Source organism: Duganella sp. Root336D2 (assembly GCF_001425005.1).
In the GTDB taxonomy this organism is placed as follows: domain Bacteria; phylum Pseudomonadota; class Gammaproteobacteria; order Burkholderiales; family Burkholderiaceae_D; genus Rugamonas.
Genome location: NZ_LMDB01000004.1, coordinates 98,270 through 121,461 on the forward strand (window position 1 = coordinate 98,270; position 23,192 = coordinate 121,461).

The following is a 23,192-nucleotide window of genomic DNA, read 5'->3' on the forward strand; positions in this document are numbered from 1 at the left end:
TTATATTGCAAAATTATAGGATCCTTGCCGTGCATCATCCCGTAATGCGCTGCCGCTGCGGGTTTGTTGCAACAATCCACGCACAAGCCAGAGTATTGCATTTAATATATGGTTTTCTGTGCAAAATCAATCCGCGTCGTGAAAAATCCTGTCCGCCCCCCGTCGTCGCCGAAGCCGGCCATTGCCCTGGTTGTCGGCTTGTGCAGCCACGGCTTGTCCGTGGTGCGCGGCCTGCACGAGGCGGGAGTCGAAGTGTACGCCCTGGAGAAGGATGCGTGGCGGCCCGGCGTGCGCAGCAATGCCATCGTGCGCACTTTCCTGTGCAGCGAAGCCGAGATGGCCGACCTGGCGCCGACCCTGGCCGCCTTGCGCAGCCGCCTGCCGGCCGGGCGCCAGGTGGTGCTGTTCCCCAGCAATGACACCCATGTGCGCCAGATGGGCGAGGGCATGCAGCTGCTGCTGCCGCACTACCTGCTGAGCTGGGCCGCTTGCGCCGCCGACGTGCTGCGCTTGCAGCGCAAGAATGAACTGGAACAGGCCGCCCGCAGCCAGGGCTTGAATTATCCGCGCTCGGCCACCCTGCTCAGCGTCGACGAAGCCGAGGCGGCCGTGGCCGCCTTCCGCTACCCGGTGATCCTGAAACCGGCGCGCCCGCTGTCCTCGTTCAAGACGGCCCTGGCGCACGCCCTGCCTGAACTGCTGGCGCTGCTGCAGCAATACCAGGGCGACTTGCCGATCCTGGCCCAGGAATACATTGCCGGCGGCGACCAGAGCCTGTATTTCGGCGCCCTGGTGCTCGACCGCGGCAAGGTGGTGCAGGAAATGGTCGGCCGCAAGATCGCCTCGTTCCCGCCGGCGCGCGGCCAGACCACGGTGGCCGAAAGCGTCGACGAGCCGGAGGTGCTGGCCTTGACGCGCCAGTTCTTCGCCGGGCTCGAGATGTCGGGCCCGGTGTCGCTCGAGCTCAAGCGCGCGCCGGACGGCAGCTTCTGGGTCATCGAGCCGACTGTCGGGCGCACCGACTTCTGGCTCGAGCTGTGCGTGGCGGCCGGCTTCAACCAGGTCTACCAGGAATTCCAGCTGGCCTTGGGCCAGCCGGCCCAGGCGGGCGCGCTGCGCGGCCCGGTCACCTGGTTCGACGCCGAAAACGATACCCTGTCCTACTGGCGCGCAGTGCGCGCCCAGCGCACGCTGCGCCCCTACGGCGGCAAGCGGCCGGCATTTACCTACTGGCGCGCCAGCGACCCGCGGCCCTTCCTGCAGGCTTGCCGCGTCGGCCTGGCCTGGCGCTTGCGCGCGCGCCTGAAGCGCCTGCTGGGCACGCCGCGCGAGCAGCGCGGCAATGCCTTGCGCGTGCGCGAGCTGTCGATGGACCAGCCGCTGCCGCCCGAGCTGGCGAACTGGCTGCGCACACACCAGCCCGACCCGCTGTTCTGCACGCTGGACTGGTACCAGGCCCTGGTGCGCTTTGAACGCGAAGTGCATCCGGACAGCGGCCGCAGCTTCAGCTGGCTGTTTGCCTGGCGCGGCGAGCAGCCCTGCCTGGCGGTCGCGGTCGAACGGCTGCCGGGCCTGCTGCGCAGCATGGAAGTGCGGCTGCTGAGCAATTTCTATTCGCCCTGCGTCGGCCTGTTCATCGACCGCGACCTGCTGGCGCCGGCGCAAGGCTGGCAGGTGCTGCTGCAAGCGCTGGACCAGCTGGAGAAGGGCTGGCTCAAACTGAGCGCCGCGCCGGCCAGCCTGGCGCAGGCCGAGCAGGCCAGCGAAGGCTTGTCGGCCCAGGGCCATGCCGTGCTGCGGGTGCCGCTGTCGGCCAATTATTCGGCCTACGCCCCGGACCTGGACAGCTACTGGGCCAAGCGCCCGTCGCAGCTGCTGAATACCCTCAAGCGCAAAGGCAAGGCGCTGGCACGGGAAGCGCACCGCTTCGAAGTGGTGACCGCACCGACCGCGCAGCAGGTCGAGCATTACTGGTCGACCTACGGCCATAGCTGGAAGGGGCGGGAGCCGTCGCGCTCCTTCATCGATTGGCTGATGCAATGGAGCGCCGCGCGCGGCTACCTGCGCCTGGGCTTGCTGTACCTGGACCAGCAGGTGGTGGCCAGCCAGCTCTGGCTGGTCAACGACGGGGTGGCGCATATTTTCAAGCTGGCCCAGGATTGCAATGCCGACCGCTTCTCGCCCGGCAGCCTGCTGACCGGGCACCTGATCGAACATGTCTACCGCCACGACCAGGTCGAGCGCATTGATTTCATGCTGGGCGCCGACCCCTACAAGGGACTCTGGATGGAGCAGGAAAATCCCTGCTTCACGCTGGAGGTGCTGAACCGGCGCCATGTGCTGGCGCCCGCGCTGCGCCTGTACCTGTCGGTGCGCGCCCTGCTGCGCCAGCGGCGCGCCGGCCGCGCCAGCGAATTGGCAGTCGCGCCGGGCTGAGCGCGGCCGCGCCACAGCCACAGCGCGCCCCATTCCATAATCGACAACAATGATGCACAATATGCAATTCAGGCGACAAATGGCCGCCGTCCGCGGCCCGGCGTGCTGGACCGGTAAAAAGCGGACCATGTACCATGTCACTTTTATTGCTGCCACGGAGTAACGCATGTATTTGGAAGAAGTGAAGACCATCCTGACCGATGTGCTGGCCCTCGGTCCCGCCGGACGCAGCCTGGACCAACACTCGGCCCTGCTGGGCAGCCTGCCCGAGCTCGATTCGATGGCGGTGGTGCAACTGATCGGCGCCCTGGAAGAACAGTTCGGCTTCACCATCGACGACGACGAGATCGACGCCGCCACCTTCGCCACCCTGGGCAGCCTGGCAGCGTTCGTGCAGCACAAGCTGACTGCATAATGCCGCCACCGGTACAGCCTTTGTTCATCGGCCAGGGCAGCGCGGCGCGCTTCGGGCTGTACCATGCCCCGGCCGCGCCCTGCCGCGGCGCCTGGCTGTACCTGCCGCCCTTCGGCGAAGAAATGAACAAGGCGCGCCGCATGGCGGCGCTGCAGGCGGCGGCCCTGGCGCGCCAGGGCTATGCCGTGCTGCAGCTCGACCTGCACGGCTGCGGCGACAGCGCCGGCGATTTCGGCGACGCCAGCTGGGACAGCTGGCTGGCCGACGTCGCCAGCGGCCTGCAATGGCTGGCCGCCACCCTGGGGCCGGCACTGCCGCAGCCGCCCGGCCTGTGGGGCCTGCGCCTGGGCGCGCTGCTGGCGCTCGACTATGCCAGCCGCGCCGCCGCGGCCCCGGCCGCGCTCCTGCTGTGGCAACCGGTGCTGCAGGGCAGCGCCCACCTGACCCAATTCCTGCGCCTGCAGGTCGCGGCCCGGATGCTGGGCGAGGAAGGCGGCGCAGGCGGCACGGCCAGCCTGCGCGCCGAACTGGCGCGCGGCGCGGCCCTGGAGATCGCCGGCTATACCCTGGCGCCGGCCCTGGCACTGGGCTTCGACGGCCTGGACGCCAGCCGCCTGCTGCCGCCCTGCCCGGTGCACTGGTGCGAGGTGGTGGCGCAAGACGGCCGCGCGCTGCCGCCGGCTGCGGCGCGCGTGCTCAAGGCCTGGCAGGAGGCGGGCGTGGCCGCCACGCTGCGCCTGGCGCCCGGTCCCCAGTTCTGGGCCACCCAGGAGCTGGCCGAAGCGCCGGCCCTGCTGGCAGCCACCTGCAACTTGCTGGACGAGGCTTGCCATGCCTGACGACCGCGCCCTCAGCTTTGCCTGCGGCGGCGACACCCTGGTCGGCATCCTCAGCCCGGCGGCCGGCCCCGCCGCGCGCGGCGTGCTGGTGATTGTCGGCGGTCCGCAATACCGCGCCGGCAGCCATCGCCAGTTCACCCTGCTGGCGCGCGCACTGGCCGCGCGCGGCATCCCGGTGCTGCGCTTCGATTACCGCGGCCTGGGCGACAGCGCGGGCGCGGCGCGCGGCTTCGAACAGGTGGAAGAGGATATCGGCGCCGCCATCGACGCCTTCCAGGCCGCGCTGCCGGGCTTGCGCGAGGTAGTGCTGTGGGGCTTGTGCGACGGCGCCGCCGCTGCCCTGTTTTACGGCCACCGCGATGCGCGCGTGGCCGGCCTGGTGCTGCTCAATCCCTGGGCCCGCACCGCTGCCGGCCTGGCGCGCAGCACCCTCAAGCACTACTACTGGCAGCGCCTGCGCGAGCCGGAGCTGTGGCGCAAGCTGTTCAGCGGCCGCTTTGCCGCCCGGGCCGCGCTGCACTCCATGCTCGGCCTGCTTGGCGCGGCGCGCCGGCCCGCCGCGCCGGAGCAGCCGGCCGGGCCGGCAGCGGCCATCGCGCGCGACGGCAGCGCGCCGCCCCTGAGTGCCGACTTGCCGGCGCGCCTGCTGGAGGCGATGCAACGCTTCCAGGGCCGCGTCCTGTTCATTTTCAGTGGCGCCGACCTGACGGCGCAGGAGTTCCTCGACATGACCAAGGCTTCGCGCCGCTGGCAGCAAGCGCTGGCGGCCCCCGCCGTGCAGCAGCACACCCTGGCCGGCGCCGACCACACTTTCTCCACCCGTGCCTGGCGCGACCAGGTGGCCGACTGGACTGCGCAATGGGTGCTGGCATGGTGAAGCGCGTACTGATGGTGGCCTTCCATTTCCCGCCGCTGCGCGGCAGCAGCGGCATCCAGCGCACGCTGAAGTTCGCGCAATACCTGCCGGCCCTGGGCTGGCAGCCGCTGGTACTGTCGGCGCATCCGCGCGCCTACGCCAACCAGGGCCCGGACCAGCTGGCGGAAATCCCGCCGGAAGCGGTGGTCAAGCGCGCCTTTGCCATCGATTCCGGGCGCCACCTGGCCTGGCGCGGCCGCTACCTCGGCTTCATGGCCTGGCCCGACCGCTTTGTCGGCTGGTGCCTGGGCGCCGTGCCGGCCGGGCTGGCGCTGGTGCGCCAATACCGCCCGCAAGTGCTGTGGAGCACGTACCCGATTGCCAGCGCCACCCTGATCGGCCTGCTGCTGCACAAGCTGACGCGCCTGCCGTGGGTACTCGACTTGCGCGACCCGATGACCGACACCAATTACCCGCGCGACCCGAAGGTGCGCGCGCTGTGGCGCTGGATCGAACGCAAGGCCGTGCACAACGCGGCGCTGGTGGTATGCAATACGCCCAGCGCGGTGGTGACCTATACCACGCGCTATCCGCATCTGCCGCGCAGCCGCTTTGCCATGCTGGAAAACGGTTACGACGAAGAGAATTTCCGCAACGCCGGCGCCCAGGCAGCGCGCGCCGCGCGCGCGCCCGGCCAGCCCTTCACCCTGGTGCACAGCGGCATCATCTACCCGTCCGAACGCGACCCGGTGCCGCTGCTGCGCGCCCTGGCCGAACTCAAGGCTGCCGGCCTGATCGATGCCGCCCAGCTGCACATCGTGCTGCGCGCCACGGCCCACGACGACTACGTCAGCGCGCTGCTGGCCGAACACGGGATCAGCGACCTGGTCAGCCTGGCGCCGCATGTGCCCTACCAGGCGGCGCTGGCGGAAATGCTGGCGGCCGACGGCTTGCTGGTGCTGCAGGCCAGCAACTGCAACCACCAGATCCCGGCCAAGCTGTACGAATACCTGCGCGCCGGGCGGCCGATCCTGGCCCTGACCGATGCTGCCGGCGACACCGCCGCCACCTTGCGCGCAGCCGGGGTCGACACCATTGCCCCGCTCGACGATAGCGCCGGCATCCGGCACGGCTTGCTGCACTTCCTGCAGCTGGCACGCGCCGGCCGCGCGCCGCTGCCGGCGCCGGCCGCCGTGGCTGCCGCGTCGCGCCAGGCGCGCACCATCGAACTGGCACGCATGCTGGACAGCTTGCTGCCCCAATCGCAGGCCCTGCCGGCTCCGGCCGGCACCACGGAGGAAGTATGAAAACCCGGTTCCTGGCGCTGGCCGCCATGCTGTACGCCGTTGCCGTGCCCGGCAGCGCCCGCATGTATTGCGGCGACACCTCGATCAACCAGCACGACTTCCGCACCGTGCCGGACTATTTCCTGAAACTGGTGCACTCGCGCCACTTCACCGACGACATCGAGCAGGGCATCCGCGGCGAATCCGGTACCCTGGGCGGCGACCTGGAGTACACGCTGGTCCACATCCCGAACCATCCGCGCGCGCTGAACACGGCCTTGCGCCTGGCGCCGCGCACCCCGAGCGGCGTGCTGGAAGGGGCCAAGCTGCCCATCGAATGCTATTTCGAGCGCGCGGTACGCTTCTATCCCGACGACAGCAACGCCTGGCTGATGTATGCGCGCTTCGCCTATGCCAAGGGGCGCCAGGGGCAGGCGCTGGATATGCTGCAGAAGGGGCTGGAAATTTCCCCCGAGGACCCGGCCATCAACTACAACATCGGCCTGATCTATGCCAAGCAGAAGAAGTTCGAGCAGGCCCTGCCCTATGCCCAGAAGGCCTACGCGCTGCAGTTCCCGCTGCCGGCGTTGAAGCAAACCCTGGTCAAGGCCGGCAAGTGGGTGGAGCCGCCGCCGCTGCCGGAAGAAAAAGCGGAAGAAAAAGCGGAAGAAAAGACTGACGAGGAAAGCAAGGCGGAAGCCCGGCGCGAGGACAAGCCTGGCGAGGGCGCCGCCCCCGCCGCCTCGGCGCCACCAGCCAAGCCATGATGCGGCTGCTGTGGCGGCGCGGCGCCGCCCTCGCCGCCCTGCTGCTGCTGATGGCGGCTGCCAGCGTGTATCCGGCGCCGCGCCTGCCGCTGGCCATCCTGCTCAGCGGCTACATGGCGCTGCTGCTGTGGCGTCCGCAAGCCTGGCTGCTGGCCGTGCCGGCCCTGCTGCCGGTACTGGACTTTGCGCCGTGGACCGGCTGGTTTTTCCTGGAAGAGCTGGACTTGCTGCTGCTGGCCACCTGCGCCGCCGGCTACTGGGCCGTGGGGCGCGAGGCGGCGCCCACCAGGCTGCCCGGCCTGGCCCGCTTCGCGCTGGGCCTGTTCGTGCTGTGCTACCTGGTGGCGGCCTGGCGCGGCGTGATGCCGCTGGCGCCGCTCGACGCCAACTCCTTTGCCAACTACACCAGCCCGTATAACGGCTTGCGCGTGCTGAAAGGGGTGCTGTGGCCGCTGCTGCTGCTGCCGCTGCTGCGCGCCACCGCGGGCGAGCAGGGCGGCAACCTGCAGCGCCTGCTGGTGCCGGGCATGCTGCTGGGCCTGGCCGCCTGCAGCCTGGCCGTGGTGTGGGAGCGCATGGCCTTCCCCGGCCTGTTCAATTTTTCCAGCGATTATCGCCCGACAGCGCCGTTTTCCGCCATGCATACCGGCGGCGCCGCGCTCGATGCCTACCTGGCGATGGCCTTTCCCTTTGTCACGCTGTGGCTGGTCAACCACCCGCCGCCGCGCCGCCTGGCGCTCGGCCTGGCGGCACTGGGCCTGGGCCTGTTTGCCGGCCTGACCACCTTTTCGCGCGACATCTACCTGGCCTATACCGCGGCCGGCGCGGTGATCGTGGTGCTGGGTTCGGCCCACCATTTGCGCGGCGGCACCCTGTCGGCGCGCCGCATGGCCGCGGCGCTGCTGCTGCTGTTACTGAGCTACTGGGTCCTGAGCCAGGTGTTTGTGCATGGCGGCTACCGCGGCCTGGGCGCTGCGCTGGGCTTGCTCGCCACTGCCCTGCTGCTGGGCGGCGCCGCGCCGCGCCTGCCCCGGCCCCCTGCCGCTGCCGGCCTGGCCCTGCTGCTGCTGCTGCTGGTGGGGCTGGTTGGCATGCTCGGCGCGGCCAGCCCGATCGCCAAAGGACCCTACCTGGCTTACGCCATCGCCCTGCTGTGCGCGGCGGGCGGCGCGGCGCTGCTGGCGGCCGCGCCGGCGCCGCAGCGGCGCTGGGGCGTGCTGCTGCTGGCGGCGGCGCTGCCGGCACAGGCGCTGGCGGCGGCCCTGGTGGCGCGCCACTACGGCGGCAACCTTGCGCTGCCGGGCATGGCGCTGGCGATCCTGCTGGCCCTGGCCATCGGCGCCGGCCGCCTGCTGCCGCAGCCGCCCTGGAAACTCGAGCGTGGCACCCTTACCGTGGCCTTCTTCAGCGCCATCGTGTTTGCCGCCCTGATCCCGATTTCCAGCAGCTACTACACCGGCAGCCGCTTCGCCACGGTCGGCAACGACCTCACGGTGCGCGTGACGCACTGGAGCGATGCGCTGGACATGATGGACGGCACGGCCATGGCAACCGCGTTCGGCCAGGGCCTGGGCCGCTTCCCGATCGCCTACATGTGGCACAACACGCAAGGCGAAGTACCGGGCACCTTCAGCTATGCCGACGAGCCGGGCAACCGCTACCTGCTGCTGGGGGCGGCCCAGTATGCACGCGGCTGGGGCGAGGTGCTGCGCATGCTGCAGCACGTCGATGTGCAGCCCGGCAAGCAGTACCGCTTCCGGCTCGACATCCGGCGCAAGAGCGCGGACGCGCTGCCGGTGGCCATGGTGTGCCAGCGCTGGCTGATCTACCCGCAGGATTGCAGCGTGGTCAAATGGCAGGCCGCGCCGCTGGTTGAGGGCTGGCAAACCGTGCAGGGCGAACTGCCGCTGCGCGGCGCGCGCGGCAGCTGGGGCGCGCCGCTGGTGCTCGAACTGTACAACCGCTCGCACAAGGCGCCGCTCGAGGTCGACAACGTGAGCCTGGTGGAAGCCGGCAGCGAACGTGAACTGATACGCAACGGCAGCTTCAGCGGCGGCCATGATTTCTGGTTCTTCAGCAGCGACCGCAACCACATGCCCTGGCACGTGAAGAATTTCGCGGTCAACCAGGTGTTCGAACTGGGCTGGGTGGGCGCGCTGGCCACCGCCTTCCTGCTGCTGGCCCTGGGCGGGCGCATGGTGGCGCGCGGCCTGGCCGGCGACAGCTATGCCACTGTCAGCCTGGCGGCGCTGACCGGCTGCATGATGGTAGGGCTGTTCGATTCCATCACCGACGTGCCGCGCCTGACCATTGTGTTCCTGCTGATTGCGCTGGCCGGCAGCCTGAAGCCGGCACGCAAGCGCATCAAGCTGCGCCGCCGGCGCCCGGAAGCCGAAGCGGAGGAGGCCGGCGCCGTCTCGACCTGAAGGCTCAGCTGGCCTTGATGGCGTGCCGCTCCAGCAGGTCGTACAGCGTCGGGCGCGACACGCCCAGCAGTTCCGAAGCCTTGACGATATTGCCCTCGACGCGGGCCAGGGCGCGGATGATGGCGCGGTACTCGGCTTCGTCGCGCACCTGGCGCAGGTTGAACGGCTCTTCTTCCACCGGCGCGCCGGACAGGCCCAGGTCGTCGGCCGTGATGGCCGGGCCGTCGGCCATGATGATGGCGCGCTTGATGCAGTTTTCCATTTCCCGCACATTGCCCGGCCAGTCGTGGTGCGCGATCTGCGCCAGCGCATCGGGTGAAAAGTGCAGGTTGGCGCGGCCTTCCTGGGCGCAGAAGCGGTTCTTGAAGTGCTGCGCCAGCAGCACCGAGTCGCCGTCGCGTTCGCGCAGCGGCGGGATGGTCAGCACGATTTCCGACAGGCGGTAATACAGGTCTTCGCGGAAGCGGCCGGCTTTCACCAGCTCTTTCAGGTTCTGGTGGGTGGCGCAGACGATGCGCACGTCGACCGGGATTTCCTCATGGCCGCCAACGCGTTCGATCACGCGCTCCTGCAGGAAGCGCAGCAGCTTGGCTTGCAGCGGCATCGGCAGGTCGCCCACCTCGTCCAGGAAGAAGGTGCCGCCATTGGCCGCTTCCACCTTGCCCTTGGTCTGCTTGACGGCGCCGGTGAAGGCGCCTTTCTCGTAGCCGAACAGCTCGGACTCGAGCAGGGTTTCCGGAATCGCGGCGCAGTTGATCGCCATGAAGCGTTCCTTGGCGCGCGGGCTGCCCTGGTGCAGGGCGCGCGCGATCACTTCCTTGCCGGTGCCGGACTCGCCCAGCACCATGGTGGTGGCGGTGCTGGGCGCCACCTTCTCGACCTGGCGGCAGACCTTCTGCATGCCCGGGTCGCGCGAAATGATGCCCGACAGCGGGCTGTCGGCGCTGCTTTGCTGCATGCGGCGGTTTTCCTGCTGCAGCCCGTGCAGCACGAAGGCGCGCCGGATCACCAGCGCCAGCAATTCCGGCTCGCACGGCTTCTGGTGGAAGTCGTAGGCGCCCATGGCAATGGCCTGCACCGCGTGCGAGCGGTCCTGGTTGCCGGTCAACACGATGACCTTGGTGTCCGGCGCCAGCGCCAGGATCTGCTGCAGCGTGGCCAGGCCCTCGGTGGCGCCATCCGGGTCGGGCGGCAGGCCGAGGTCCATGGTGCAGACTGCCGGTTCGTGGCGCCGCAGCTGGGCCAGCGCGGCTTCGCGGTCGCCCGCTACCACCACGTCGTAGTCGTCGAAACTCCACTTGAGCTGCTTTTGCAGGCCGGGATCGTCTTCGATAATCAACAGCTTGGGTTTGCTCTGGCTCACAACGGGTCCTTGCGCCTTCAGGCGGCTTGTTCAATGGTTTGCTGGCGGTACAGCGGCAGGCTGACCGTGAATGTAGTGCCTTGCTCCGGCGCGCTGCGCACCTGCAGCGTTCCACCCAGCTGGTGGATGTATTCCCGGCTTTCGAAAGCGCCGATGCCCATGCCGGCCGACTTGGTCGAGTCGAACGGCTTGAACAGGCGCTCGCGGATGAAGTCTTCGCTCATGCCGCTGCCGGTGTCGCTGACTTCCACCAGCACCCGTTCGCCGTCGCGCGCCAGGCGCACGCCGACCCTGCCGTCGCGCGGGGTGGCTTCGATCGCGTTCTGGATCAGGTGGCCCAGCACGCGTTCCAGCCGCTCGCCTTCGGCCAGCACTTTCAGGCCGGCCTCGGCCAGCTGCAGCGAGGGCTTGGGCTCGAAGGCAGCCTTGAGCGTTACCGCCTGCGCCAGCAATTGGCCCAGGTCATGCGGCACGGCGCGTTCCGGCGAAGCAGTACGGCTGAGCTTTTGCAGCATCAGTTTCATTTTCTGCACCGACAAGGTGACGGTCTCCATCATATCGCGTTGGAACTCCGGATTGTCGGCATGTTTTTCCGCATTGGCCGTCATCAGCGACAACTGCGCCACCAGGTTCTTCAAGTCGTGCACCACGAAGGTCGACAGGCGGTTGAAGGAGTCGAACTGGCGCGCCAGCATCAGGGCATTGTCGGCTTCCTGCTGCGTCAGGTAGGAGGCGGCCTGGGTGCCGGCAATTTTCAGCAGGTCCAGCACTTCCCAGTTCAGCTTGACCTCGCTGCGCGACGCCATCAGCACCACAAATCCGGCCAGCCGCCCCTGCAGCAGCAGCGGCAGCACCAGCCAGGCCTTGGGGAAGGCCAGCAGCCAGGCCGGCAGCGGCACTTGCGGGTCGTGCAACTCGTGCGTGCCCACGTCCACCAGCCACTGCTTGCTTTCCATCAATTGGCAAAACGCCGAATCGGCCGCTTCGCTCGCATGCTGGGCCTGCACATGCCAGGAGGCCAGCGGCTCGAAACGCTGTTCGCGCCGTATCCACAGCGCGCCGCCCTGGCTTTCCACCAGTTCGGCCAGGGCCGAGATGGTGCGTTCGCCCAGGTTGGGGCCGGTATCCGACAGGGTGCGGGTAAAGGCCAGCCACTCTTCGCGGTAGTCGTAGTTGTAGCGGTAGAAATGCTTGCTGATGAAAACTTTGAGCCAGGCGCGGAAGGATCCCGAGAACAGCACGCCCGCCAGCAGGAAGGTGGCGCCAAACAGGAAGGCCAGCTGCATCAGGCCGCCCCAGGAACCGCCGACGAAACGCAGGTAGTAGGCCGCCAGGCTCATGGCCAGCAGGTAGACCGCCGAACCGAGCAGGGCCGCGGAATGGAAGGCGACGCGGCGCGACACTGCCAGCTGGGCCGGCCAGGAAGCGCGCCGCAACAGCGAAATCGCCAGCAGCGGCACGATCAGCGCATTGACCAGGCCGCGCGCCGCCCACAGTTCAGGGTCGAGTTCGCGCAGCAGCAGCATATCGCTGTACAGGTAAAAGTCGTAGGCAAACAGCGCACCCAGGCCGAGGCAGATGAACTTCATGGCCCAGCGTATCTGCACGCTGCGGTCGCGGTACAGCTGTTCCACCAGCAGCATGCCCAGCACCGCCATGCCGAGGCGGCCGATGGCCAGCACATGGAAGGCCAGGCTTGGCGGCAGCTGCTGCGCCAGCAGGCTGGCCAGCAGCATGGCGCCATACACCGCCAGGCTGGCCTGGAAGGTGCGCGCGGCGCGCTGCCACAGGCCCAGCATGGCCAGCAGCACGGCGGTCCAGGCCGCGTTGCGCAGCCACTCGGCGCCATGCAGCACCCACAGCGCCCACGGCACCACGGTGGCGCTGGCCATCACCGCGCCCCACAGCACTGTCAGCAGTGAAGCGGCGGCCAGCACGCGCTGGTGCGGACGCTGGTCCGGGCGCTGGCGCCAGCCGGTCAGGACCAGCACGCTAAATAACAGAAACGCCAGCGCAGCGCTGGCGTAACTGAAGGCGGTGATACTGGTCGGCATCAGGACTCCATGTGCTTAACGGCCTCCCCTGAACATGACCACCTTGATGGTATCGATCAGGACCAGCACATCGAGCAGCAGGCTGTTGTTCTTGACGTAGTACAGGTCGTACTGCAGCTTCTGCAGCGCGTCTTCCACCGTATCGCCATAGCCATAGCGCACCTGGGCCCAGCCGGTGATGCCCGGCTTGATGCTGTGGCGCACATTGTAGTAAGGCACGCGCTCGGTCAGCTGCTCGACAAAGTAAGGACGCTCGGGGCGCGGGCCGACGAAGGACATTTCGCCCTTCAGCACGTTGAGGATCTGCGGCAATTCGTCGATCCGCAGCTTGCGGATGATATTGCCCACGCGCGTGATGCGCGGGTCGTTCTTGGCGGCCCATTGCGGGGTGCCGTTCTTTTCCGCGTTCTTGAACATGCTGCGGAACTTCAGGACGCGGAACACGCGGCCGTCCATGCCCACCCGTTCCTGCGAATAGAACACCGGTGCGCCGTCTTCGATCACGATGGCCAGCGCGGTGATGAGCATCACCGGCAGGGACACCACCAGCAACGACAGGCTGGCCACCACGTCCACCGCGCGCTTCATGAAGGTGCGCATGAAACTCTGGTCGAAGCCGCCGCCGAACACCAGCCAGGAAGGCTGCACCGACTCGACCCGGATCTGGTAGGTTTCGCGCTCGAAGAAGGTGGCGGCGTCGGTGACCTGGATGCCGTACAGCTTGCACTCGAGCAGTTCCTTGATCGGGAAGGCGCCGCCGCGGCGGTTCTGCACCGAGACCACGATTTCCGATACGCGCTGGGCGTTTGCCAGCGCTACCAGCGAACCGCCTTCGGGCAGGTGCAGCAGCTGGTTCTGCGGCACGCAGGTTTCTTCCGACGGCACCGCCACATAGCCGGCCACGTCGTAGCGGCGGTAGTTGGTGTCGCGCGTGGCCAGCTCGCCGCACTCCTTGGCCATGCTGCCGCAGCCGAGGAAGATGATGCGGGTCGACAGGAAATGCGTGCGCGACGTTTTCATGAACATGGCGCGCGCCAGCAGGATGCCGAAGCCGGAAATGATGAACACCAGGACCAGGATGCCGCGCCCGAAATACAGGTCCGGCGCCAGGTAAAACACCAGGGTCAGGATGCAAAAGCCCATGGCGAAGGAAGGCATCAATTGCAGGAAGAAGGGATTGCGCAAGCCTTCCTGGAAATTGATCTGGTACATGCCCAGCGCAGACATGCTGAACACGATAGCGGCCGCAAAAATACAGGCCGACATGAAGAAGTGGTCGAGCTTCGGTATGGCGAACTGTTCACCGTCGAAAAAACGCAGCCCAGCGCCAGCGTAGAACGAGCCAATCAGGATCAACACCTCCAGGAAGAGCAGGCTGAAGACAACCTTGGAAATGTAGTGATTGGAAATTCTTAGCATTTTTATTCCCTCCCGCTTTACTGCTCATGCTGGCCGTGTAAGCGCGCGGAGCCTTGCGGCCATGTCTCGTTAACTAGTCTCGTGGGGCCAGGTGGCGGACGTACCAGTCCATGGCCTCCTTCAAGCCTTCGCCAATACGGTGCGAAGGATTGAAACCCAACAGCTCGCGCGCCTTGCTGATATCGGCCTGCGAATGGCGCACGTCGCCGGCCCGGAATTCCTGGTATTGCGCCTGGTGCTGCAACAGGTGCGGGAAACGCTCCTGCAGCAACTCGCGCATCATCAGGTACAGCTGGTTGAGACTGGTGCGCTCATTGAGCGCCACGTTGTACACCTGGTTGGCAGCGCCCGGCTTGTCGGCCATGGCTGCCAGCAGGTTGGCTTGCACCACGTTGTCGATGAAGCAGAAATCGCGGCTGGTTTCGCCGTCGCCATTGATGAACAGGGGACGGTTGCGGATCAGGGCCGACACCCACTGCGGTATCACGGCCGCATAGGCGCCGTCCGGGTCCTGGCGCGGGCCGAACACGTTGAAATAGCGCAGGCCGATGGTTTCCATGCCATACGTGCGGGCGAAAACATCGGCATACAGCTCGTCGGCATATTTGGTGACGGCATACGGCGACAGCGGCCGGCCGATGGTGTCTTCCACTTTCGGCAGCGCCGGATGGTCGCCGTAGGTGGAACTGGACGCTGCATAGACGAAGCGCCGCACCCGGGCGTCGCGCGCCGCCACCAGCATGTGCAGGAAGCCGGTCACATTGGTGCCGTGGGTCAGCAGCGGATCGTCGATCGAGCGGCTGACCGAACCAAGTGCGGCCTGGTGCAGGACATAGTCTTTCCCGGCGCAGGCTTGCTGGCAGGTCGCCAGGTCGCGGATATCGCCTTGGATGAAGCTGAACGAGGCCCAGGCCGCGGAACCGACCGCTTCGCGCACCTGGTCCAGGTTGTGCTGGTGGCCGGTGGCGAAGTTGTCCAGGCCCGTGACCTGCTGGCCGAGCTTGAGCAGCGCCTCGACCAGGTTGGAGCCGATGAAACCGGCAGCACCCGTCACCAGCCAATGGTATCGCTGGCCACGCAAATGCAGCCGCACGTCGTCAAACTTGCCCACTACAGCCCTCCCAGGCTTCCCTGATATTCTTGTTACAGGCGCCAGACGCTGTAACCAGCTTCTTCCAGGCCTGCCATATTGAATGCCGATTTCACATCGATGAAGACGCCGCCCGGATTCAGCTTGGACGACAAATCCCCGAGCGACAGCGCCAGCAATTCCTGGTGCGATACCGCAGCCACGACCGCATCGGCTTGCGGCAGGCTGTCCCAGCTTTCCAGGCGAATGCCGTACTCGTGCACCGATTCCTCCGAATCAGCCACCGGATCGTGCACGTGCACGTCGAGGCCATACGACTTCAGTTCAAACACCACGTCCGCCACCTTCGAATTGCGCAAGTCCGGGCAGTTTTCCTTGAAGGTCAGGCCCAGCACGTTCACTTTCGCCCCCTTGATGTGGCAGCCCGCCGCGATCATCTGCTTGACGGTTTTCTCGGCCACGAACTTGGCCATGCCGTCATTGATGCGGCGCCCCGCCAGGATCACCTGCGGGTGGTAGCCGATCATGTCGGCCTTGTGGGTCAGGTAGTAGGGATCGACGCCGATGCAGTGGCCGCCGACCAGGCCGGGACGGAAAGGCAGGAAATTCCACTTCGTGCCAGCCGCCTGCAGCACTTCCAGCGTATCGATGCCTATCTTGTCGAAGATGATTGCCAGCTCGTTCATCAGCGCGATATTCAGGTCGCGCTGCGTATTTTCGATCACCTTGGCCGCTTCCGCAACTTTCACGCTGGAAGCCCGGTATACCCCAGCAGTCACTATCGATTCATATAGTTTAGCAACCTCTTCGAGAGTTGCTGGATTATCTCCCGAAACCACCTTCAAAATCGTTGTCAGGCGGTGCTGTTTGTCGCCTGGATTGATACGTTCCGGCGAATAGCCGACGTTGAAGTCTTGCGGCCATTTCAGTCCGGAATGTTTTTCCAGCACGGGGATGCAGACTTCTTCGGTGGCGCCCGGGTACACCGTCGATTCATAGACGACGATGGCGCCCTTCTTCATGTACTTGCCAACCGTGGTCGAGGCGCCGACCAGCGGGCTGAAATCGGGCGAATGGGCGTTGTCGACCGGGGTCGGCACTGCCACCACGATGTAATCGGCCTCGGCCAGCGCGGCCGGGTCATAGGTCACGTGCAACTGGGTCGCTTCGCGCAGTTCCGCTTCCGACACTTCGCCGGTCGGATCGCAGAATTGCCGGTAATTTTCAATCTTGGACTGCGACAGGTCGAAACCGATAGTCTTGCGCTTCTTGCCAAACTCTACCGCCAAGGGCAGGCCCACATAGCCCAACCCTACGACTGCTACCACCTTGTTCTGATCCATATCAGTTCCCGTGAGAATTGCCACTTACTATTATGCTAACAATATATTCCAGAAGCCCCGCAACTACAATGTACAGTTCACAATTTGCGTCCGCCGGGCGGCTAAAAAGTGGGCCCTGCACTATGGTGCGTGTAACAATTCAGCGGGCTTTCCGTTGGCCAAATGCGACAGAAATGTATGGAATGTTTGCCAATTAACTTGTCCATTTGATACGGCTTGTCAATTTTACACGGAAGCCCGGAGGCTGTCACAGCCTTTTGATTGCACTGCACCATAAAGCAACGCGGCGACCCGCGGGCCGCCAGCATTGCCTAAATGATAAATGATTATTGCGACAAAGCGATGACCGTTCGCTTGGCAAGAGGCGCCGGCGCCACACCTTGCGGCAGCGCGCTGCGGGCGGCGATCTGTTTCAGCTTGAACACTGCGATCGCTTGCGCCACCCATTCGGCCTGGCGCGCCAGGCTGCCGGCGGCCGCGGCAGCCTGTTCGACCAGGGCGGCGTTCTGCTGCGTGATGTCGTCGATATGCAGCACCGCCTGGTTGACCTGGCCAATGCCGCGGCTTTGCTCCTGGGTGGCATGGTGGATCTCGTCCATGACGCGGGTGACGCGGCCGACCGATTCGATCACTTCGCTCATGGTGGCGCCGGCGTTACTGGTCAGCCTGGCGCCGGCATCGACCTTGGCGATCGAACTGTCGATCAGCTGCTTGACTTCCTTGGCGGCGCTGGCAGAGCGCTGGGCCAGGCTGCGCACCTCGGTGGCCACCACGGCAAAGCCCTTGCCGTGTTCGCCGGCCCGCGCCGCTTCCACGGCCGCATTCAGGGCCAGGATATTGGTCTGGAAGGCGATGCCGTCGATCATGCCGATAATGTCGAGGATCTTGCGCGAGGACTGGCTGATATCGTCCATGGTCTGCACCACTTGCGAGACGATGGAGCCGCCGGCCGCCGCCACGCTGGAGGCCTGGCCGGCCAGTTCGTTGGCACTGTGCACGCTGGCCGCGCTCTGCTGCACGTTGCTGGTCAGCTGTTCCATGCTGGCCGCGGTCTGCTGCAGGCTCGATGCCTGCGACTCGGTGCGGCCCGACAGGTCCAGGTTGCCGCTGGCGATTTCGCTGGTGGCGGTCTGGATTTCATCGAAGTTGCTGCGCACGTCGCCGATGATGCTGTGCAAGTTGACGTTGGTCTGGCGCAGCGCCGCCAGCAACTGCCCCATTTCATTGTCGGCGCCGATATCGAGGGCGCCGGTCAGGTCGCCGCCGGCCATCTTGCGCGCAAAGCCGGTTGCCATGCGCAGCGGCAGCACGACCGCGCGCTGCAGCGCGTACCAGAAGCACAGGGCCAGCACGATGAAGCCGGCATTGGCCAGCGTCATCCACAGCGGCGCCTGCCGCGCGGCGCCGGAGATGGCAAGCATGGCCAGGAAGCCGGTCAGCGCGCCCATGCCGATGCCGATCAGCCTGGCCAGCGAAATATCGCGCAGCCGGCTGGCCCAGTTGCGCCAGCCAGTGCGGCGCAGGCGGCCGCGTTCGAGGCGCAGGCGGCGCGGATTGCCCTCGCGGATTTCGCGGTAAAGCTGCTCGGCCTGCGCCACCTGCTCGCGGCTGGGCTTGCTGCGCACCGACATATAGCCGACCGGGCGGCCGGCTTCGATCACCGGCGTCACGTTCGCATACACCCAGTAGAAGTCGCCGTTCTTGCAGCGGTTCTTTACCATCCCGCTCCATGGCATGCCGGCCTTGATGGTGGACCACAGGTCGGCAAACGCTTGCACCGGCATGTCCGGATGGCGCAGGATGTTCTGCGGCGCGCCGATCAACTCCGCTTCGGTGAAGCCGCTGACTTCGATGAAGTAGGGGTTGGCGTAACTGATCTTGCCCTTCAGGTCCGTGGTCGAGACAATGGTCTTGCCCTCGTCCAGGATGAACTCCTGGTGGGTGACAGGGGTGTTGAGGCGCATGCTGGAACTCCTTGTTCGGCGATGGGGAAGCTGGGCACGAACCGGGCGTTGGGGTCCGCATGGCGTGGGCGGGACGCGAGCAGGCGTCCCAAGCCATGTCATGCGTTCAAGTATAGGAAGGTGATGCGCGCTGGAAACTCACGAATAATTTCAATAGGAAAATTCAATGAGATTATGTGGCGCATCCGCTTCACGCCGGCGTGCGACGGCGCAATACGCTGCGCACCTCGGCCACCATGGGACGATTGAGCAGCAGGCTGGCCACGCCATACGCCAGCATGCCGCCGAGCACTTCCGCCACCAAGGCCCAGGCGCGCGGCTGGCCGGCCAGCGGGGCACGCAACAGCGTCACGGCGCCCAGCATCAGCGCAGCGCATAACAAGGCCGGGCCCGTGCGGCGCGCCACCGCCTGCGCTTGCACGCCGATGGCCGCCAGCATGCGCCGCATATTCAGGAACAGCACTACCGGGTAAGCCAGCAGCCAGGCATAGGCCACGCCCTGGATGCCCCAGCGGGTGCCGAGGTAGAAAGCGGGCGGCATCAGCAGGCAGGACAGCAGCACATTGCGCAAATTGATGCCCGGCTGGCCGAGCGCATCGGTAACGGTGGGCAGCATCTGGGCCAGGGTGCGGAAGGGCATGACCAGGCACAGCACCTGCAGCGGCAGTACGGCGCCCTCCCAGCCCTTGCCCAGCACCACGCTGACCAGTTCCGGCGCCACGCTGGCCATGCCCCACAGGATGGGGAAGGACAACAGGCTGATGTAGCCCAGCATCTGCAACACCCCGGCGCGGATGGCCGGCAAGTCGTGCTGGCTGCGCGACAAGATGGGGAACAACACCTGGTTCAGGATGCCGGCCATGCGCTGCACCGGCAGTGAAGCCAGGTGCATCGAGACCGAATACCAGCCCAGCGCCTGGTCGCCCAGCACCCGGCCGACGATCGCCACGTCGGCCTGCATGAAGCTGTACCACAACAGGCGGGTGGCGGTCAGGCTGCCGCCAAAGCCGAGCAGCTTGCCCATCCCTGCCAGCGACCAGTCCGGCCGCGGCTGGCCCGGCGCGCACCAGTTCAGCGCCCCCATGCGCCACGCCTGGGTCGCCAGCATGCCGGCCACCAGCGACCAGACGCCGGCGCCGAACAGCGCCATGAACAGCGTCACCTGCGAGCCGACCAGCGCCGCGCTCAGTTCGACCAGCGAACGCTGCCTGTATTCCAGGCGGCGCTGCAGCCGCACATCGGGAATGATGGCCAGCGGCAGCAGCAGGAATTGCACGGACAGCACGTGCAGCAGCAGCTGCAGCCGCGCTTCACCATAGAAAGCTGCCACCAGCGGCGCCAGCGCATTGGCCAGCAGGAACAGGCCCAGGTTGACCAGCCAGACCACGCCCACGGCTTGCCGCAAATCCTGTTCGCTGACATCCTTGCGCTGGATCAGGGCCGGGCCCAGGCCCACTTCGGCAAACATGCCCAGCAAGCCCAGCACCACCGTGCACATGGCCAGCAAGCCATAATCGGAGGGCGCCAGCAGGCGCATGACGAAAATCGTCACGCCCCAGGTAACCACTTGCGAGCCCAGCTTCGCCCCCGCCACCCATTTCACGCCACGCGCCAGCTCAGTTTGGAGTTTCATCGGTCATCGAAGCATCGTGGCGTTGGAGAAAGGGATTGCAATCAGGATAAGTGAGCGGGCTGGACGCCGCAAGCGCCGCAACCGGGCGCGGGATTGCCAAAACGTCCAGCATATTATCTTAATGATACGACCCCGGCAATCGCGAAATTGACAGCGGGCGGGCCGGCTGGCATGATCTTAATGGTCAATTGACAACATTTAACGGGAATAAAATGCTCCAGCTCCTGCGCTCGATCAAGAACAAATTCACCCCTGAAGCACCGCTGCCCATGGGTGCCCAGGCTGAGCGCGCGGCCGACCAGCGCGGCTTGCCAGGCCGCGATCCGGGCATTGAGGCGGTACTGGCCGCCTGCACCGAGTGGCTGGGCGCAGCCCAGGACCATTCCGTTTCCGCCGATGGCGGCGTGGCGCGCGACTTCAGCCTGGTCAAGGGCTGGGCCACTTCGTATCCCGAAACCACCGGCTATATCGTGCCGACCGTGATCGAGCTGGCGCGCCGCCAGGGCAGCGCCGAGCTGCACCAGCGGGCGCGCCGCATGCTGGACTGGTTCGTCGCGATCCAGTTCCCGGAAGGCGGCTTCCAGGGCGGCCGCATCGATTCCAGCCCGCGCGTGCCGGTTACGTTCAACACCGGCCAGATCCTGCTTGGGCTGGCGGCCGGCGCCCGGGAATACGGCGACGCCAAATACCTCGACGCCATGCACCGCGCCGCCGCCTGGCTGCGCGATTCGCTGGATGAAGATGGCTGCTGGCGCAAGCACGCCACCCCGTTCGCCAAGCCCGGCGAAAAAGCCTACGAAACGCACGTCGCCTGGGGCCTGTTTGAAGCCGAACGCGTCGCGCCCGGCCACGGCTATGGCGAGGCCGGCCTGCGCCAGGTGGCGTGGGCACTGGGCAAACAGCAGCCCAACGGCTGGTTTGCCTCGAACTGCCTGAACGACCCGGTGCATCCGCTGAGCCACACCATCGGCTATGTGCTGCGCGGCGTGCTGGAAGGCTACCTGCTGTCGCAACGGCCGGAACTGCTGGCGGCCGCCGAACGCACCGGCAGCGCCCTGCTGGACGTGGTCGGCGCGGATGGCTTCCTGCCCGGGCGCCTGGACAGCCAGTGGCGCCCTGCGGCCAGCTGGGCCTGCCTGACCGGTTCGCTACAGAATGCCCACTGCCTGTTCCTGCTGTACCAGCTGACGGGGGACGAACGCTACTTCGACAGCGGCCGCCGCCTGACCCGGTACGTACGCCGTACCATCAAGGTCGATGGCCCGAAAGAGACGCGCGGCGCCGTCAAGGGCGCCTTCCCGGTTGACGGCGCCTACGGCGAATACGAATTCCTGAACTGGGCAGCCAAGTTCTGCATCGACGCCAACCTGCTGGAGCTGGACCTGCTCAAGGCGCGCCATGCTTAAGCAGGCCAAACGCCTGGCCAAGGCCGTGCTGGAAAAGCTGCGCCGGCGCAGCAGCGCCCAGGAAATCAGGCAGACGCAACGCCACGTCAGCCGTGCGGAACTGGTGGCGGGCCTGGCCCGGCTCGGCATTGCCAAGGGCGATGCCGTGTTCATCCACTCTTCGCTGAAAAGCCTGGGCTATGTGGAAGGCGGCGCCGCCACCGTGGTGCAGGCGCTGCAGGAAGCCGTCGGCCCGCAGGGCACGCTGGTACTGCCCACCTATTACATGCCGGGCGGGTCGATCCGCGGCACCTGCGAAATGCAGGACTATGTATTCGACGTGCGCAAGCACGGCACCAATATGGGGCGCCTGCCGGAAGCCTTCCTGGCCAGCGCCGGCATCGCGCGCAGCGTGCACCCGACCCACTCGGTTTCCGCCTGGGGCCGCCATGCGGCCTACCTGACCGAAGCCCACCACCGCGCACCGTCGGTCTTCGGCAAGGGTTCGCCATGGCAGCGCTTCGTCGGCCTGGAAAACGCCAAGGTGCTGGGCCTGGGGATTTCGATGGGTCCGGTGACCTTCTACCACGTGCTGGAAGACGCGATGGGCGAAGCCTTCCCGGTCCCGGTATGGGGCGACGAGACCTTCCGCCTGCCGTGCATCGACCAGGCCGGCCAGCGCAGCGACGTGCCGCTGCGCCCATTCGACCCGGAGCTGGCCAAGCGCCGCATCGACCATGGCTCGCGCGAAGATTTGCGCAATTATTTCATGGCGGAGTTCAGGCAAGCCGGCCTGCTGCATGCCGGCCAGGTGGGCGAGGCGCCTTCGTGGTGGATTCCCGCGCAAGGCTTCTTCGATCACCTGCAACGCCTGGCCGGCGAAAACCTGACCATCTACTCTACCCCGGAACAACTGGCGGCACGGCCGCTGGCCGCTGCTGCCGGCCTGCACTCCAGCGTGCGCCAAGCCTGATCATCGGCAATTCGACCAGGTGGTAGCCCAGGCCGGTCAACACTGCCAGCAGCGACAGGAACAAGCTCCATTGCCAGAACGGGTGCAGCGTGTCCAAGGTGCGGAACGCCAGCCCCATGACTGGCGGATGGAACAGGTAGATGCCATAGCTGTACCTGGCAATGAACTTGCTGGCACGGTTCAGCCGTGGCGCCGAGATTTCGCGCAGCCACGGCAGGACCAGCCCGACCGCCAGGCAGACCATCCAGCGGCCGTAATTGTTGGCGCGCGGCTCGGCATACGCGACAAACGCCGCGCTGGCCAGCGCCAGCAATGGCGGCCACAGCCACGCAGGCAGGCGCGCCCTGCCCTGCAGGCGCCACGCCAGCACGCCGGCCAGGAAACAGGGCGCGAATTCGAACAGGCCGAGGCGCGCCGTCACCAGCGGCTGCAGCAGGGCCAACGGAATCGAGAGCAGCCACAGCGCCAGCAGCCAGCGCAGCGGTCGCCGCCGCAACAGCAGGAACAGCAAGGGCAGCACCAGGTACATCTGCAGCTCCAGGCATAGCGACCACAGCACCGCCGACATATAGCGCGCATACACCAGGTTCTGCACCAGCAGCAGGTTGGCGAGCAGCTCGAAAGGCGTCCACTGCGCATCCTGCAAGAAATAGATCCCCAGCAGCATGACCGCCGACAGCGGATAGATGCGGCAGGCGCGCTGCAGGTAAAAGGCGCGCAACAGCGCCGCACCGGCCAGTTGCTGGCGCTCCAGCGACTGCATCAGCACCAGGCTGGTGTGCACGAAGAACAGCATGACGCCGAGCTGGCCCAACGCGAAGGAGGCTGGGCTGGTACGGATGGTGTAGCCGGCGAGATGGGCGGCCAGCACCAGCAGCACGGCGACCGCACGCAGGAAATCAAGGTTCGGCTTGAGCATCATGGCTCCGCTCGCGTGGCGCAG

Annotated in this window: 17 protein-coding genes; 9 read left to right on the top strand and 8 right to left on the bottom strand. The window is 66.5% G+C overall.

The window, feature by feature from the left end:
• Positions 1–138: 138 nt before the first annotated feature.
• The 7 genes from ASD07_RS06660 to ASD07_RS06690 all read left to right on the top strand — a co-directional run bounded on the left by ASD07_RS06660 (position 139) and on the right by ASD07_RS06690 (position 9,025).
• Complete coding sequence (locus ASD07_RS06660; protein ID WP_156397906.1) at positions 139–2,436, top strand: GNAT family N-acetyltransferase; 2,298 nt, start codon at positions 139–141, stop codon at positions 2,434–2,436.
• Between the two features lie 166 nt (positions 2,437–2,602).
• Positions 2,603–2,851, top strand: coding sequence for an acyl carrier protein (locus ASD07_RS06665; RefSeq protein ID WP_055926965.1), 249 nt, complete (start codon positions 2,603–2,605; stop codon positions 2,849–2,851).
• Positions 2,851–3,690 carry a hydrolase 2, exosortase A system-associated gene (locus tag ASD07_RS06670; RefSeq protein ID WP_055926967.1) on the top strand — a complete coding sequence of 280 codons (840 nt, stop codon included), beginning with the start codon at positions 2,851–2,853 and terminating at the stop codon, positions 3,688–3,690. The genes ASD07_RS06665 and ASD07_RS06670 overlap by 1 nt, the downstream gene beginning before the upstream one ends.
• The gene (locus tag ASD07_RS06675; protein WP_055926969.1) at positions 3,683–4,567 is read left to right on the top strand and encodes a hydrolase 1, exosortase A system-associated; all 885 of its coding nucleotides are present in this window, start codon (positions 3,683–3,685) and stop codon (positions 4,565–4,567) included. The genes ASD07_RS06670 and ASD07_RS06675 overlap by 8 nt, the downstream gene beginning before the upstream one ends.
• Complete coding sequence (locus ASD07_RS06680) at positions 4,561–5,853, top strand: glycosyltransferase (RefSeq protein ID WP_055927361.1); 1,293 nt, start codon at positions 4,561–4,563, stop codon at positions 5,851–5,853. The genes ASD07_RS06675 and ASD07_RS06680 overlap by 7 nt, the downstream gene beginning before the upstream one ends.
• Positions 5,850–6,599, top strand: coding sequence for a tetratricopeptide repeat protein (locus tag ASD07_RS06685; protein WP_055926971.1), 750 nt, complete (start codon positions 5,850–5,852; stop codon positions 6,597–6,599). The genes ASD07_RS06680 and ASD07_RS06685 overlap by 4 nt, the downstream gene beginning before the upstream one ends.
• Positions 6,596–9,025, top strand: coding sequence for a hypothetical protein (locus tag ASD07_RS06690; RefSeq protein ID WP_156397907.1), 2,430 nt, complete (start codon positions 6,596–6,598; stop codon positions 9,023–9,025). The genes ASD07_RS06685 and ASD07_RS06690 overlap by 4 nt, the downstream gene beginning before the upstream one ends.
• A 4-nt stretch (positions 9,026–9,029) precedes the next feature.
• Here ASD07_RS06690 and prsR read toward each other — a convergent pair whose 3' ends face one another.
• The 7 genes from prsR to ASD07_RS06725 all read right to left on the bottom strand — a co-directional run bounded on the left by prsR (position 9,030) and on the right by ASD07_RS06725 (position 19,891).
• On the bottom strand, positions 9,030–10,388 hold the full coding sequence (gene prsR / locus ASD07_RS06695) for a PEP-CTERM-box response regulator transcription factor (protein WP_055926975.1): 1,359 nt from the start codon (positions 10,386–10,388) through the stop codon (positions 9,030–9,032).
• A 17-nt stretch (positions 10,389–10,405) separates the two neighbouring features.
• On the bottom strand, positions 10,406–12,442 hold the full coding sequence (gene prsK / locus ASD07_RS06700; RefSeq protein WP_055926976.1) for an XrtA/PEP-CTERM system histidine kinase PrsK: 2,037 nt from the start codon (positions 12,440–12,442) through the stop codon (positions 10,406–10,408).
• Between the two features lie 15 nt (positions 12,443–12,457).
• Positions 12,458–13,861 carry a TIGR03013 family XrtA/PEP-CTERM system glycosyltransferase gene (locus ASD07_RS06705; protein ID WP_055926979.1) on the bottom strand — a complete coding sequence of 468 codons (1,404 nt, stop codon included), beginning with the start codon at positions 13,859–13,861 and terminating at the stop codon, positions 12,458–12,460.
• A gap of 73 nt (positions 13,862–13,934) precedes the next feature.
• On the bottom strand, positions 13,935–14,972 hold the full coding sequence (locus ASD07_RS06710) for an SDR family oxidoreductase (RefSeq protein WP_055926981.1): 1,038 nt from the start codon (positions 14,970–14,972) through the stop codon (positions 13,935–13,937).
• 32 nt (positions 14,973–15,004) lie between these two features.
• Positions 15,005–16,294: a nucleotide sugar dehydrogenase gene (locus ASD07_RS06715; protein ID WP_055926983.1), complete on the bottom strand. Its 1,290-nt coding sequence runs from the start codon at positions 16,292–16,294 to the stop codon at positions 15,005–15,007.
• A 326-nt stretch (positions 16,295–16,620) separates the two neighbouring features.
• Positions 16,621–18,258: a PAS domain-containing methyl-accepting chemotaxis protein gene (locus ASD07_RS06720; RefSeq protein ID WP_055926985.1), complete on the bottom strand. Its 1,638-nt coding sequence runs from the start codon at positions 18,256–18,258 to the stop codon at positions 16,621–16,623.
• A 190-nt stretch (positions 18,259–18,448) separates the two neighbouring features.
• Positions 18,449–19,891 (bottom strand): lipopolysaccharide biosynthesis protein, encoded by a 1,443-nt coding sequence (locus ASD07_RS06725; protein WP_055926987.1) that lies wholly within the window; start codon positions 19,889–19,891, stop codon positions 18,449–18,451.
• Between the two features lie 212 nt (positions 19,892–20,103).
• Between ASD07_RS06725 and ASD07_RS06730 the strand changes: the two genes are divergently transcribed.
• Positions 20,104–21,297 (top strand): hypothetical protein, encoded by a 1,194-nt coding sequence (locus tag ASD07_RS06730; protein WP_055926989.1) that lies wholly within the window; start codon positions 20,104–20,106, stop codon positions 21,295–21,297.
• Positions 21,290–22,249, top strand: a complete 960-nt coding sequence (locus ASD07_RS06735; protein WP_055926991.1) for an AAC(3) family N-acetyltransferase — start codon at positions 21,290–21,292, stop codon at positions 22,247–22,249. The genes ASD07_RS06730 and ASD07_RS06735 overlap by 8 nt, the downstream gene beginning before the upstream one ends.
• Here ASD07_RS06735 and ASD07_RS06740 read toward each other — a convergent pair.
• Positions 22,176–23,171 (bottom strand): acyltransferase, encoded by a 996-nt coding sequence (locus tag ASD07_RS06740; protein ID WP_055926993.1) that lies wholly within the window; start codon positions 23,169–23,171, stop codon positions 22,176–22,178. The two genes, ASD07_RS06735 and ASD07_RS06740, sit on opposite strands and share 74 nt — an antisense overlap.
• Positions 23,172–23,192: the final 21 nt, after the last annotated feature.

Bases quoted from the DNA above. Each gene is read 5' to 3' on its own strand.
- ASD07_RS06690 (WP_156397907.1), top strand. From the start codon at position 6,596: ATGATGCGGCTGCTGTGGCGGCGCGGCGCCGCCCTCGCCGCCCTGCTG.
- ASD07_RS06720 (WP_055926985.1), bottom strand. From the start codon at position 18,258: ATGCGCCTCAACACCCCTGTCACCCACCAGGAGTTCATCCTGGACGAG.
- ASD07_RS06675 (WP_055926969.1), top strand. From the start codon at position 3,683: ATGCCTGACGACCGCGCCCTCAGCTTTGCCTGCGGCGGCGACACCCTG.
- ASD07_RS06740 (WP_055926993.1), bottom strand. From the start codon at position 23,171: ATGATGCTCAAGCCGAACCTTGATTTCCTGCGTGCGGTCGCCGTGCTG.
- ASD07_RS06715 (WP_055926983.1), bottom strand. From the start codon at position 16,294: ATGGATCAGAACAAGGTGGTAGCAGTCGTAGGGTTGGGCTATGTGGGC.
- ASD07_RS06680 (WP_055927361.1), top strand. From the start codon at position 4,561: ATGGTGAAGCGCGTACTGATGGTGGCCTTCCATTTCCCGCCGCTGCGC.
- ASD07_RS06730 (WP_055926989.1), top strand. From the start codon at position 20,104: ATGCTCCAGCTCCTGCGCTCGATCAAGAACAAATTCACCCCTGAAGCA.
- ASD07_RS06685 (WP_055926971.1), top strand. From the start codon at position 5,850: ATGAAAACCCGGTTCCTGGCGCTGGCCGCCATGCTGTACGCCGTTGCC.
- ASD07_RS06670 (WP_055926967.1), top strand. From the start codon at position 2,851: ATGCCGCCACCGGTACAGCCTTTGTTCATCGGCCAGGGCAGCGCGGCG.
- ASD07_RS06725 (WP_055926987.1), bottom strand. From the start codon at position 19,891: ATGAAACTCCAAACTGAGCTGGCGCGTGGCGTGAAATGGGTGGCGGGG.
- ASD07_RS06705 (WP_055926979.1), bottom strand. From the start codon at position 13,861: ATGCTAAGAATTTCCAATCACTACATTTCCAAGGTTGTCTTCAGCCTG.
- ASD07_RS06735 (WP_055926991.1), top strand. From the start codon at position 21,290: ATGCTTAAGCAGGCCAAACGCCTGGCCAAGGCCGTGCTGGAAAAGCTG.
- ASD07_RS06665 (WP_055926965.1), top strand. From the start codon at position 2,603: ATGTATTTGGAAGAAGTGAAGACCATCCTGACCGATGTGCTGGCCCTC.
- prsK (WP_055926976.1), bottom strand. From the start codon at position 12,442: ATGCCGACCAGTATCACCGCCTTCAGTTACGCCAGCGCTGCGCTGGCG.